Source organism: Sphingomonas sp. BL-S-30 (assembly GCF_055521475.1).
Genome location: NZ_CM145481.1, coordinates 2,338,651 through 2,350,401 on the forward strand (window position 1 = coordinate 2,338,651; position 11,751 = coordinate 2,350,401).

The 11,751-nt window shown below is 63.7% G+C and carries 13 protein-coding genes; 8 read left to right on the forward strand and 5 right to left on the reverse strand.

The features are described from left to right. Window positions 1-78 precede the first annotated feature (78 nt). The 6 genes from ACZ1I5_RS10795 to ACZ1I5_RS10820 all read left to right on the forward strand — a co-directional run bounded on the left by ACZ1I5_RS10795 (window position 79) and on the right by ACZ1I5_RS10820 (window position 5,715). Window positions 79-657, forward strand: coding sequence for a TetR/AcrR family transcriptional regulator (locus tag ACZ1I5_RS10795; protein ID WP_465173686.1), 579 nt, complete (start codon window positions 79-81; stop codon window positions 655-657). Between the two features lie 159 nt (window positions 658-816). After that, the gene (locus tag ACZ1I5_RS10800; protein WP_465173687.1) at window positions 817-1,566 is read left to right on the forward strand and encodes an SDR family NAD(P)-dependent oxidoreductase; all 750 of its coding nucleotides are present in this window, start codon (window positions 817-819) and stop codon (window positions 1,564-1,566) included. Between the two features lie 52 nt (window positions 1,567-1,618). Further along, the gene (locus tag ACZ1I5_RS10805) at window positions 1,619-1,999 is read left to right on the forward strand and encodes a DUF427 domain-containing protein (protein ID WP_465173688.1); all 381 of its coding nucleotides are present in this window, start codon (window positions 1,619-1,621) and stop codon (window positions 1,997-1,999) included. Between the two features lie 90 nt (window positions 2,000-2,089). Beyond that, complete coding sequence (gene hppD / locus ACZ1I5_RS10810) at window positions 2,090-3,163, forward strand: 4-hydroxyphenylpyruvate dioxygenase (protein WP_465173689.1); 1,074 nt, start codon at window positions 2,090-2,092, stop codon at window positions 3,161-3,163. A gap of 192 nt (window positions 3,164-3,355) precedes the next feature. Further along, window positions 3,356-4,639 carry a homogentisate 1,2-dioxygenase gene (hmgA, locus tag ACZ1I5_RS10815; RefSeq protein ID WP_465173690.1) on the forward strand — a complete coding sequence of 428 codons (1,284 nt, stop codon included), beginning with the start codon at window positions 3,356-3,358 and terminating at the stop codon, window positions 4,637-4,639. Between the two features lie 416 nt (window positions 4,640-5,055). Next, a complete protein-coding gene (locus ACZ1I5_RS10820) occupies window positions 5,056-5,715 on the forward strand; it encodes an ATP-binding cassette domain-containing protein (protein ID WP_465173691.1) in 660 nt (219 codons plus the stop codon). Window positions 5,716-5,772: 57 nt separating this feature from the next. Here ACZ1I5_RS10820 and ACZ1I5_RS10825 read toward each other — a convergent pair whose 3' ends face one another. From ACZ1I5_RS10825 to proS, 4 genes are all read right to left on the reverse strand, one after another. Continuing rightward, window positions 5,773-6,492 (reverse strand): hypothetical protein, encoded by a 720-nt coding sequence (locus tag ACZ1I5_RS10825; RefSeq protein ID WP_465173692.1) that lies wholly within the window; start codon window positions 6,490-6,492, stop codon window positions 5,773-5,775. A gap of 86 nt (window positions 6,493-6,578) precedes the next feature. Beyond that, window positions 6,579-6,851 (reverse strand): hypothetical protein, encoded by a 273-nt coding sequence (locus ACZ1I5_RS10830; RefSeq protein ID WP_465173693.1) that lies wholly within the window; start codon window positions 6,849-6,851, stop codon window positions 6,579-6,581. A 161-nt stretch (window positions 6,852-7,012) separates the two neighbouring features. Then, the gene (locus ACZ1I5_RS10835; protein ID WP_465173694.1) at window positions 7,013-7,243 is read right to left on the reverse strand and encodes a hypothetical protein; all 231 of its coding nucleotides are present in this window, start codon (window positions 7,241-7,243) and stop codon (window positions 7,013-7,015) included. A gap of 924 nt (window positions 7,244-8,167) precedes the next feature. Further along, window positions 8,168-9,703, reverse strand: coding sequence for a proline--tRNA ligase (gene proS, locus ACZ1I5_RS10840; protein ID WP_465173695.1), 1,536 nt, complete (start codon window positions 9,701-9,703; stop codon window positions 8,168-8,170). An 83-nt stretch (window positions 9,704-9,786) separates the two neighbouring features. Here proS and ACZ1I5_RS10845 point away from each other — a divergent pair, with 83 nt between their 5' ends. Then, window positions 9,787-10,680, forward strand: coding sequence for a DMT family transporter (locus ACZ1I5_RS10845; RefSeq protein ID WP_465173696.1), 894 nt, complete (start codon window positions 9,787-9,789; stop codon window positions 10,678-10,680). Between the two features lie 64 nt (window positions 10,681-10,744). Further along, the gene (locus tag ACZ1I5_RS10850) at window positions 10,745-11,212 is read left to right on the forward strand and encodes a methyltransferase family protein (protein ID WP_465173697.1); all 468 of its coding nucleotides are present in this window, start codon (window positions 10,745-10,747) and stop codon (window positions 11,210-11,212) included. Here ACZ1I5_RS10850 and ACZ1I5_RS10855 read toward each other — a convergent pair. Continuing rightward, the gene (locus ACZ1I5_RS10855) at window positions 11,209-11,724 is read right to left on the reverse strand and encodes a CcdC protein domain-containing protein (RefSeq protein WP_465173698.1); all 516 of its coding nucleotides are present in this window, start codon (window positions 11,722-11,724) and stop codon (window positions 11,209-11,211) included. The genes ACZ1I5_RS10850 and ACZ1I5_RS10855 overlap by 4 nt on opposite strands. Between the last annotated feature and the right edge of the window lie 27 nt (window positions 11,725-11,751).

Sequence of the window (11,751 nt, forward strand, 5' to 3'; positions counted from 1 at the left end):
CTTCGCTAGCGCGCTCCAGCCGCGCCGTCACCCCGTTGTAACACTTGACACTAAACTATGGGCGTCCATATTATTGCCATGGCAAAGGTCTCGAACCGCGACAAGATTCTCTCGGCGGGCATCCGGGTCGTGCATGAGCGCGGCTTTGGCGGCGCGAGCGTGCGCGATATCGTCCAGGCGGCCGGCGTGCCGCAGGGCTCCTTCACCAATCATTTCGTCTCGAAGGAGGCGTTCGGGCTCGAAGTGCTGGATATGTATTTCCAGCAAGGGCTCACGCTCATTGCCGAAACGCTGCGCAATGACGCGCTCCCGCCGCTCCAACGCTTCGAGGCCTTTCTCGACGCCAATATCGCGCGCGCCGCCGGCGAGACCGGGTGCAATGGCTGCATGATGGGCAATTTCGCCATCGAGACCAGCGGCAACGATAGCATCCGGCCCCATCTCGTTGAGAATTTCGGCGAAGTGGCAAAGGCGATCTCTTATTGCCTCGCGGCGGCGGTGGCGGCGGGCGAAGTTCGCGCCGATCTCGATTGCGACGACATCGCCGCTTTCCTGGTCTCGGCGCTGCAGGGATCGAACCTGCTCGCCAAGGTCGAGCGCAACGCGGAGCCGCTGAAACGGCTCAAGCGGATTACCCTGAACAGCCTGCTGCGCTGATACGCCCCTACTCAGTCGAATTAAAAATCACTGCTTCTCAGTCTCTTGTGAAATAAATACGTACGGACATAGTCCGCACCCTTGCAGATAATACGTACGTACATATTTGATGGTCCGCAGGGCACTCCGCTCCGCCAGCGTTCATCAGGGATCACTACCATGACAGCACCCGTCGTCCTCGTCACCGGCGCCCTTAGCGGCATCGGCCGCGCCACCGCCGAAGCCTTTGCCCGTGAGGGCGCGAAGGTCGTCATCTCGGGCCGCAATGCCGAAACCGGCGAAGCGGTCGCCGCCGAGCTGAGCAATCTCGGTGGCGAGGTTCATTTCATCCGCGCTGACGTTCGCCACGAGGACGATCTGCGCGCGCTGGTCGACGGCACCGTCGCCAAATTCGGCCGCCTCGACGTCGCGGTCAACAATGCCGGAACCGAGGGCCAGTTCGGCCCGATCACTGACCAGACCCCGGAAAGCTATGCCGCGATGTTCGACACCAACGTGCTCGGCGTGCTGCTCAGCATGAAGCACGAACTCCGCGTGCTCCAGGCCCAGGGTTCCGGCTCGATCATCAACATCTCCTCGGTGCTCGGCCAGGCCGCTTATGCCAATGCCGCGCTCTACACCGCCAGCAAGCATGCCGTGGAAGGCCTGACCAAGGCCGCGGCACTCGAGGGCGCCCCGTTCGGGGTGCGCGTCAATGCCGTCGCCCCAGGACCGATCGACACCCCGATGCTCGACCGCTTCACCGGCGGCGAAGAAGGCAAGGCCGGCCTCGCCTCCACCATCCCGCTCGCCCGCACCGGCGCCCCGGACGAGATCGCCCAGGCAGTGGTGTTCCTCGCCTCCGACAAGGCCTCGTTCATCACCGGCCATGTCGTCAACGTCGATGGCGGCAAGCGCGCCGCCCTCTGATGACAATCTCGGGCGGTCCTTCGGGGCCGCCCTTTTTCATGAGGATAACGCCATGACCGACAAGCCGATCCGAATCCCCGGCCCCGATCATCCCATCACCGTCGAGCCCGGCACGGGGCGGGTGAAAGTGACGGCGGGCGGCCAGGTGATCGCCGACACGACCGAGGCGCTCGTCCTGCGCGAGGCCAGTTATCCGGCCGTCTTCTACATTCCGCGCAAGGACGCCAACCTGGCGCTACTCACGCGCACCGATCATGCGACCTATTGCCCGTACAAGGGTGATGCCGCCTATTTCTCGCTCCCCGCCGGCATCGACAAGGCGGAGAACGCGATCTGGACCTATGAATCCCCCTATGACGCAGTGGCCGGGATCAAGGATCACCTCGCTTTCTACACGGACCGCGTCACGATCGAGCATCTGCCCGCGTCCTGATCGCGCATCGCCGCGTTGAGAGGTGGACGAACGGATGAGGCTGCTCTATGTAGTTTCATCTGTTACCACTTTGCTCCTCGGAGATTCGCGATGACCGACCGCCAAGACAATCCCATGGGCCTGGACGGCTTCGAGTTCGTCGAGTTCACCGGGCCCGATCCCGATGCGCTGGCGGACCTGTTCGTGAAGATGGGCTTCACGCATGTCGGCACGCACCGCTCCAAGAATGTCCGCCGCTATGCCCAGGGCGACATCAACTTCCTGCTCAACATGGATGGGAACGGCCAGGTCGCGAATTTCCGCGAGCAGCATGGCCCATCGGCCAATGCCATGGCCTTCCGCGTCGCCGATGCCGCCAAGGCGCTGAAGCTCGCGGTCGAGCGCGGCGCGGTCGCGGTGGAGGGCAAGGTCGGCCCGGCCGAGCTCAACATTCCCGCGATCGAGGGCATTGGCGGCGCGAACCTCTATCTGGTCGACCGGCGCGGCGCGGCGACGATCTACGACATCGATTTCGAGCCTGTCGAGGGCGCTTCGCCCGACCAGCATAGTGTCGGCCTGCACACGCTCGACCATCTCACCCATAATCTCCAGCGCGGCCGGATGGATTATTGGGCAAATTATTACGAGAGCATCTTCAACTTCCGCCAGATCCGCTATTTCGACATCGAGGGCCAGGCCACCGGCCTGTTCTCCAAGGCGATGACCGCGCCCGACGACAAGATCCGCATCCCGCTCAATGAAAGCCAGGACGAGCATTCGCAGATCGAGGAGTTCATCAAGGACTATCGTGGCGAAGGCATCCAGCATCTCGCGCTGGCGACCGACGACATCTTCGCCACCGTCGATGCGCTGCGCGCCAACGGCATCCGCTTCCAGACGACGCCGCAGACCTATTTCGACCTGATCGACAAGCGCCTGCCCGGCCACAACCACGACGTCGAGGAAATGCGCAAGCGCGACATCCTGATCGACGGCGCGCCGGAAACGGGCGGCGGCCTGTTGCTGCAGATCTTCACCGAGAACATGGTCGGCCCGATCTTCTTCGAGATCATCCAGCGCAAGGGCAATGACGGCTTCGGCGAGGGCAATTTCAAAGCGCTGTTCGAGAGTATCGAACTGGACCAGATCAGGCGCGGTGTGGTGCCGGGTAAGGTCGAGCCGTAAAGACCCCGAAGGGTTGCTTGCACTCCACACCGTCACCCCGGACTTGTTCCGGGGTCCATCGTTCCGCACACGCACCGCTGGCGGCGCCAGCGGAAACATGGATGCCGGAACAAGTCCGGCATGACGGTGCAATGTCGGCAACCTCGCTTCCCTACACAGTCCGTTGCGGTGGCATGAGAGAAGGATAACGCGATGTCCGACTACCAAACCGGCTTCGGCAACCATTTCGCGACCGAGGCAGTCCCCGGCGCCCTCCCCATCGGCCGCAACTCGCCCCAAAAGCCCCCGTTCGGCCTCTACACCGAGCAACTCAGCGGCAGCGCCTTCACCGCCCCACGCCACGAGAATCGCCGCTCCTGGCTCTACCGCCTGCGCCCCTCCGCCGCGCACCCTGCCTTCACGCGCTATACCGGCGCCAATCGCTTCGCCCCCGGCATCAGCCAGCAACCCCTCGCCCCCAACCGCCTGCGCTGGGGCCCGCTCGACCTCGAAGACACCGACTGGCTCGACAGCCTGACGACGATGGTCGTCGCCGGCGACGGCCCGAAGAGCCAGGCCGGCGTCGCGATGCACATCTACCGCTGCGCAAAGGACATGGTCGACCGCGCCTTCGTCTCGGCGGACGGCGAGATGCTGATCCTGCCCGAGATGGGCACCCTCACCCTGTTCACCGAGCTCGGCCGCATCGACGTGAAACCCGGCGAGATCGCCCTGATCCCGCGCGGCATACGCTTCCGCGTCGTGCTGCCCGACGGCAAGGCGCGCGGCTATGTCGCCGAGAATCACGGCGTCCCCTTCCGCCTGCCCGATCTCGGCCCGATCGGCGCCAACGGCCTCGCCAACCCGCGCGATTTCGAGACGCCGGTCGCCTGGTTCGAGGACCGCGAGGGCGATGTCGAATTGGTGCAGAAATTCCTGGGATCGCTCTGGACCACCAATCTCGGCCGCTCGCCGATGGATGTCGTCGCCTGGCACGGCAATTACGCGCCGTGGAAATACGATCTCGCCCGCTTCAACACGATCGGCTCGGTCAGCTTCGACCACCCCGATCCCTCGATCTTCACCGTCCTGACCTCGCCCAGCGACGTGCCCGGCACCGCGAATGTCGATTTCGTGATCTTCCCGCCGCGCTGGATGGTCGCCGAGAATACCTTCCGCCCGCCCTGGTTCCACCGCAACACGATGAGCGAATGCATGGGCCTGATCTCGGGCGCCTATGACGCCAAGGCCGACGGCTTCAACCCGGGCGCGCTGTCGCTGCACAACCAGATGAGCGGCCACGGCCCCGACGTCGCGAGCTGGAAGGGCGCAAGCGAGGCGGAGCTGAAGCCGCATAAGATCGACGGCACCATGGCCTTCATGATCGAGAGCCGCTGGGTGTTCCATCCTACCGACTATGCGCTGGAGACAGGGGCGCTGGATGAGGATTATGATCAGGTGTGGACGGGGTTTCCCAAGGCGGAACTGCCGGGATAGGCGTGCCTGCGGGGACGACGGAACACCACAGGACGAACGACTGTTTTGCGCCCTAAGCCGGCCGTCCGCAGACCAACGGAAAATCCCGGAAGCCGCCGTTCGTTCAGGCGATTCGACGTGCACGTCTGGTGGAAAGCGGAATGGCCGCTTTGGAGCGGTAATCCAAGGTAAACAGACGTTCGTTGGCGTGGTTCGGCGCGGCAGCTACGCGCCCCATAATCGGTCATTCGGCAGCAGCGCAGTACTGTTCAAAAGCCGCCGCGCTAGAAAAGCCCAGCCTGCACGGTCTGCCGGGCGGCGCCTCTGAGTCCTTGGCGGTCTTATTTGATAGATCTATGCACGGCTAATCGATGGAGCCGCGGTGGCAATTGCGGAGAAAATGGTCGACGAATCTCGCGCGATTATTAACCATTTCGATGACCCCGAGGAGTTACTATGAGTTCTTCGCCGAATCCGTGCCCGCCGCCCCACCCAATCCGACTCTCCCTAACAAGTTCTGGAACTTTGACCGCGGAGTAGCGCTCACTAACTTAGCAATCGTTTTGGTCGGCGCCCTCTGGGTGGCTATCGACTGGTTTCCGAAGCATCGCCAACTTGAACTTTCGCTGCTGGCCGACCGGCAATCCCCGCTGGAGCAAGGCGGCGACGTCAATATTGTGCTATTGCGCCGATTTTCGGATGGGAGGGAACTCCTGTCGGTCAGTTATCATGGACGTTTCAAAAACGCTTCCAGGCGCTCGATTCCAATCTTGTCATTCACGAACCAGCTTTTTGCCGGGGTTTTGGCCGACCTCAAACTAGATTCGATGGCTGCGGTCTTGATCAATCCCCCGCCTCGCCCACTAGGATATGCGATGTTTCTGGACGAAGCCACGTCGCATCTGGATCCGCAGAGCGAGATACGCGTCTCGGCCATGATTAGGTCGGTGAAGTGTACGAGGATTCTTGTCGCGCACCAGCCGCGTACCCTCGCATCTGCCAGCCGGATCCTGATGATCGCCGAGGGGCGGTTGACCGAAATCCAGCAACCTGCCGACGCGCCGGGCGGGAACGGCGCGGTCAACGACGAGGCGTAACGCGGCACATTCGCTGGTCTCGCCGTCCGCTCGCTCACGCGACAACGGCGTGTATCGTTACGGATGCACCCCCGCATAGAGCAGGGAAACGCCGACAAGTTTGCCGTTGCCGTTCCGCGACGCAAAAGCCGTCGGGCCCACGATCTGCTCTTCATCGCCCGGCGCCAGCCAGATCCGGAATCCCGAAACTCTCTTGGTCGTTTCGTCGATACCGACGTAGTACAGCAGGGGATCGTAGAAGAGCATGTCACCGGGCCGGTTCGAACGGGATGGCTTGCCGAGCATGCTATAGACTCTCGACAAGGGATCGCCGACCCGCAAACCCGCGAAGCTCTGGACATCGCCGGCGCGGACGGTGCCGTCCCTGGTGAGCAGGGTAAGCACTGTATAATGCGCCTTGTCGACGGGGCGTGCCCTCAGGTCCCGGTTGAGTGTTCGCGGGAATAGGTAGGCGACTTCCAGGGTCCCCCGAAAGACCTTGCCGTCGGGCGACCGAAGAAAGCCGGACGAATAGGACAGCGCATCGGGCGTCCCCAATCCGCTGAACAGGCCGGTGACCTGTTCACCGAGAGCGCCCCCGTCAAAGCTGTAGCAGGCCGGCGGCATCCTCTCCGTCTGCATGCCAGCCGCGGCCTGCAACCTGCCGCGGATAGACGCTGCGCACGCCATCTCGGCCGTGGCCGCGACACCACCGGTTTGCCGGGCGGCAAGGGAATCGCCGCGACATGTGATCGCGGCGAGCGCGCCGACGATCACCAAGGTAAGATTTTTCGTCACCGAACGCATACTCCTGCACCTTCGCCGGAAGGTTGATCAGCCCTGTAATTGGCCGTCAGCCGTCCGGCGATCCGTCGGCGCAAATACTATTTCCCGCCGTTAGCGTAATAGCCCTCGATATTGGCAATCTGGACCAGAACGGTGGCCTGCTGGGCAGGCGTAAGGCTGCTGTACATAGTGCCAGGCGAAACGCCGAGGCTGCCGGCCACCTGATTGATATACGACGTAGTGTTGTTGCCGTTATAGGGCGAGTTGTTGATGATCAAATCGCGAATTGTTCCCTGACCGGGCGTCCAGTTGATCTGGATGTAGTTCCGATAGTCCACCGACAAAGCGGAGTTGGGATACATGGTTTGCATGAACTGCCAGTTTGCCCGTCGCACCGATTAGTCGGCGCTGTCAGGCGCGCATTTCCCTGCCGCTTAGGAGGGCAGTCTTCGTGCTGAATTCGATCGCGTCCCACCTCGTGGTGTAGCTTCGCCGGCGTGGGCACGACGATCTCCGGCTTTGGCCGGATTGATCATGCAGCCATGGCAGGCAGCGCGACCAGCGCCGTCAATAAAGCGGGTTTGTGATAGGCTAGGCCCCCGCTTGGCCGCCGCCGCAAAGCCATCATCTCCAGATAGTCGATCATCTCGGGAATGTTCTCGCGCGTTGCCGTGGCGGGGGGCGCGGTGGTGAACAATGTCGGCGGGTCGATTTTCAGCCGCTCGCATTCGGCGATGAAGTCCTCGGCGGCGCCGGCCGGCATGAAAGTCCCGGTTTTCGCCAATCCCGCGGCGCTGCAGGTTGACTGCAGACCGATGAATGAACGTCGGAAGTTGGGAAGACTATAAGGCGCCGCGAGTGACTGCCATTGGGTCTTCTGGCACCGCGAACTCCCTAGACGAATGTCCGCTTCGCCTTCCAGCGCTCCCGAACTGCCCGTCCGCTAACCTTCCACTTCCAGCCATAACTGGAAGCGACTTTCAACAGGGCCGCTAGCGGCCTGCCGCAACCCAACACACCGCCGCCAATCGGCCCATGACAGACATCACCGCCCCACCAACGCCGATTCAACCTCCCGCCCCTTTGTGCTGGAATCTCCCGAACCACCAAGCCAGCCCAATTTGGAGCGAGCCGCCAAGTATCCGATTTCAGCACAAAGAAAAGCGCGATGAAAAATCGATACCCCCTGCAAAATTCTGCGAGTAAGACAACAATATCGTCGCAATACGCTACGCCCTCCTATGCCCTGCATTCCCAGTCCCCACGCACCTCGCAACCCGCGCCACGTAATAATTCTCGCACGACCACCAAGAACCGCTCGATTCCGCCCCGTTCGCAGGTGCCTCGCATAAATCGCCGGTTATTTGCCGAAATCGAACACATCAGCGCAATGTCCGACAGCTGTTCTACCGCGATACTGCGCCGTGGCTCCAACAGCCGGCACGATCACTGTCGCACTGGCGGCCCCGCGGCCAATCGGCTGCATCCGGATCGCCGGATACATCGCGAAAATCGTGACTCAACCCGCTTCGACCACCGATCGATTCAACGGCACCACCATGCATGCAAAGACGAGGCAGGATGGCGCGTGAGCATCATCCTGTCCCGCTCTTTCCCATGACCGATCCATTACCGCATCACGCGCGGCGCTACGGAGTGCCGGCGGTGCGACAGGAAAGGTGAGGCCCTAGTAGGACCGCCCCACCAAAACCCGTTCCACCGCCGGCTCGCCGGTGAACAGGCACGCGCCATCGATCGCCGCCGCATCCATCGGCGCGTTGCGGATCGTCAGCTTGAGCGCCTTCAGCCGCTCCACCACCTTGTCGAGCGCGGCGCCGGTCGGCTTCGACCATTGCACTTCGACCCAGCCCGGGTTCTTCTCGCTCTCGGCGAACACCCGCTCGATCCCGGCGAAATCGGCCACATCGCGCGCAATGTTCGCCTCGAGCCGTCCGCGTGCCTCGGCATGCAGGCTCGTCTGGATGCCCTCCAGCATAGCTACCGCATCGCTGACAAAATCGGCCTGCGCCACCACGGCGCTGTCGAGCTTGCCGTCCTCGCGGTACAGCCGGTCGCGCCGGATCACCGAGACGTTGCCGCCCGCCACATCGCGGCCGCCGACTTCGATCACGATCGGCGCGCCCTTCTTCACCCAGCCCCAGCGCTTGGTCGCTGCCTTGGCCGGCTTGAGATCGAGCAGCGCGCGCACCGGCTCGCCGAACGCCGACAGCTTTGCCAGTTCGGCCTGCAGCGCCTTGCAATAATCGACGATCTCCGCGTCCTCGGGCTGGTCGCGCAGCATCGGCACGATCACGATCTGCCACGGCGCGATACGCGGCGGCACGCGCAGGCCGTCGTCATCGCCATGCACCATGATCACGCCGCCGATCATGCGCGTGGAGACGCCCCAGCTCGTCGTATTGGCCAGCTCCAGCTCGCCCGCGGCATTCTGGAAACGAATGCCCTGCGCGCTCGCGAAATTGGTGCCGAGAAAATGGCTGGTGCCCGCCTGGAGCGCCTTGCCGTCCTGCATCATCGCCTCGATCGAATAGGTCGCGACGGCGCCGGGGAAGCGCTCATTCTCCGGCTTCTCGCCCGCGACGACCGGCAGCGCCAGGCAATCCTCGGCGAAGCTGCGATAGACCTCCAGCATCTTCAGCGTCTCTTCGCGCGCCTCCTCGGCGGTGGCATGCGCGGTATGCCCTTCCTGCCAGAGAAACTCGCTGGTGCGCAGGAACATGCGCGTGCGCATTTCCCAGCGCACGACGTTCGCCCATTGGTTGATCAGCACGGGCAGGTCGCGCCACGACTGCACCCAGCGCGCAAAGGCGGTGCCGATCACCGTCTCCGATGTCGGCCGCACGACCAGGGGCTCTTCCAGCTTCGCGGTCGGATCGGGCATCAGCCCGCCCTTGCCGTCGCTCACCAGCCGGTGATGCGTGACGACCGCCATCTCCTTGGCGAACCCTTCGACATGCTCCGCTTCCTTCTCGAAATAGGACAGCGGGATGAACAGCGGGAAATAGCAATTCTCATGGCCGGTCGCCTTGATCCGGTCGTCGAGCAGGCGCTGGATCCGCTCCCAGATGCCATACCCCCATGGCCGAATGACCATGCAGCCGCGCACGCCGGATTCCTCGGCAAGATCGGCTTCCGAAATGACGGACTGGTACCAGGCCGAGAAATCGGCCTCGCGGGTGACGGGGAGAGCATGCTTGATCATGCGAGGCCGGATAGCGGCTCCGGATTAATCCGTCACCCCGGACTTGTTCCTCGGCTCACTCTTCCGCAAGAGCGAGCGACCAGATGACCACTGACCGCATCCTTCCCGCCATCGCGCTCCGCCTCCTGTCAGTGGTGTGCCTCGCGACGATGACGGCGCTGATCAAGCTCGCGGAATATCGCGGCGCCCACCTGTCCGAGATCCTGTTCTTCCGCCAGGCGGTCGGGGTTCCGCTGGTCGCGACGGTGATCGCGCTGGGCCCCGGGCTCGCGACGATCCGCACCGCCCAGCTCGGGGCGCATGTCTTCCGCGCCGTGGTCGGCCTGAGCAGCATGAGCTGCCTGTTCATCGCGGTGACGCTGTTGCCGCTCGCCGAATCGACCACCTTGCAGTTCACCGTGCCGATCTTCGCCACGATCCTCGGCGCGCTGGTGCTGGGCGAGCCGACCGGCTGGCATCGCTGGCTCGCGGTCGTCGCGGGATTCGTCGGCGTGCTGATCGTCGCGCGTCCGGGGACGGGCCATTTCGTCCTCTGGGGCACGGTCGCTGGCCTCTCCGCCGGGTTCCTCGCCGCGATCGTCTCGATCCAGCTGCGCAGGATCGGGCGGACGGAAAGTCCCTACACCACGGTCTTCTGGTTCGCGACGCTGTCCATGATCCCGCTGAGCATCGTCTATGCGATGGATCACCAGAAGCACGCGCTGGAGGTCTGGCTCCTGCTGATCGGCGTGGGCGTGATCGGCAATCTCGGCCAGATCGCGCTGACCACCGCGCTCAAGCTCGGGCCGGTCTCGATCGTGGTGCCGATGGATTATTCGTCGCTGCTCTGGGCGACGCTTTACGGCTGGCTCCTGTTCGGGACATTTCCCAGCCTCTCGACCTGGATCGGGGCGCCGATCGTCATCGGCAGCGGGCTCTATATCGTGTGGCGCGAACATGTCCGACGGCAGACCGAGACCGAGCAGGCGATCGTCTAGCGCCAGGGCCTTGCGTTCGCTGCATCCCTCCCCGCATGATGCGCGGCGATCATCGGAGAGAGCCATGCGAATTGATCCGGACAGCGCGAAAGTGGGCTTCCCGCCCCCTCTCATCTATCTCGGCGTGCTTCTCCTGGGGTTCGCCTGGACCGGCCTGACCGGCCGGCTCGGCCCCGCCGGCACGCTGTCGATCATGACCGGCGGGACGCTCCTCCTCCTCGGTGCCGGCGTGATTCTGGCGGGCTCGGAACGATTCCGCAGGCTGGGCACCGCGACGAGGCCCTGGCGATCCTCGACCAGCCTGGTCACGACCGGCATCTACCGCGTCACGCGTAACCCGATGTATCTCGGCATGGCGATCCTCCATGCCGGGTTGGCCATCCTGTTCGACAGTTTCACCGCGCTCCTGCTGTTGCCGGTCGCGATCCTGCTGATCCGCACCCAGGTCATCGCGCGCGAGGAACGCTATCTGCTCGGCAAGTTCGGGGCCGATTATGACGCCTACAAGCAGGACGTCCCGCGCTGGTTCTAGACCTTCGCCGCCCGCGCCTCATCGAGCAGCCGCGTCGCGCGCAGATACATCTCGACGCGCTGCACGGCGAACAGGCCGAGCGCCAGGACGACGAGCATATCCGTCAGCATCGCGACGTTCAGGTGCAACGCGCTGCTCCCCGCCCTCGCAGCGGCACGCAGCCCTACGATCCCGAACAGAAAGGCGATGCCGGCCAGCGACGCCTTCTGGTTGAGTTGATGCGTGTCGGGATCGACGGTGATCCGCATCGTCTTGCCGCGCTGCCAGCCGAGCGCGGCGCCGACCGCCAGCGCGACCGCGCACAGCCCCCATCCCACCGGCGTCGGCGGAAACTGGACCAGCATGCCGAGGCAGACCACCAGATAGATGGCCGGGAAAATCCATAGCCGCTCGATCCGAAGCGGTCGAAGCTGGCTCAGCCGCCGGGCGCGAAAGGCGAAGACCAGAACGAAGATCGCGATCGGGATGGCATATTGCATCCAGCCTTGCGGCTGCCCGGTATGAACCTGCATCCCCGTCCCCCACTCCCTATGCGCCCC

Bases quoted from the DNA above. Each gene is read 5' to 3' on its own strand.
- ACZ1I5_RS10845 (WP_465173696.1), top strand. From the start codon at position 9,787: ATGACCACTGACCGCATCCTTCCCGCCATCGCGCTCCGCCTCCTGTCA.
- ACZ1I5_RS10830 (WP_465173693.1), bottom strand. From the start codon at position 6,851: ATGCAAACCATGTATCCCAACTCCGCTTTGTCGGTGGACTATCGGAAC.
- ACZ1I5_RS10820 (WP_465173691.1), top strand. From the start codon at position 5,056: ATGACCCCGAGGAGTTACTATGAGTTCTTCGCCGAATCCGTGCCCGCC.
- ACZ1I5_RS10835 (WP_465173694.1), bottom strand. From the start codon at position 7,243: ATGCCGGCCGGCGCCGCCGAGGACTTCATCGCCGAATGCGAGCGGCTG.
- ACZ1I5_RS10850 (WP_465173697.1), top strand. From the start codon at position 10,745: ATGCGAATTGATCCGGACAGCGCGAAAGTGGGCTTCCCGCCCCCTCTC.
- ACZ1I5_RS10855 (WP_465173698.1), bottom strand. From the start codon at position 11,724: ATGCAGGTTCATACCGGGCAGCCGCAAGGCTGGATGCAATATGCCATC.
- proS (WP_465173695.1), bottom strand. From the start codon at position 9,703: ATGATCAAGCATGCTCTCCCCGTCACCCGCGAGGCCGATTTCTCGGCC.
- ACZ1I5_RS10805 (WP_465173688.1), top strand. From the start codon at position 1,619: ATGACCGACAAGCCGATCCGAATCCCCGGCCCCGATCATCCCATCACC.
- ACZ1I5_RS10800 (WP_465173687.1), top strand. From the start codon at position 817: ATGACAGCACCCGTCGTCCTCGTCACCGGCGCCCTTAGCGGCATCGGC.
- hmgA (WP_465173690.1), top strand. From the start codon at position 3,356: ATGTCCGACTACCAAACCGGCTTCGGCAACCATTTCGCGACCGAGGCA.
- hppD (WP_465173689.1), top strand. From the start codon at position 2,090: ATGACCGACCGCCAAGACAATCCCATGGGCCTGGACGGCTTCGAGTTC.
- ACZ1I5_RS10795 (WP_465173686.1), top strand. From the start codon at position 79: ATGGCAAAGGTCTCGAACCGCGACAAGATTCTCTCGGCGGGCATCCGG.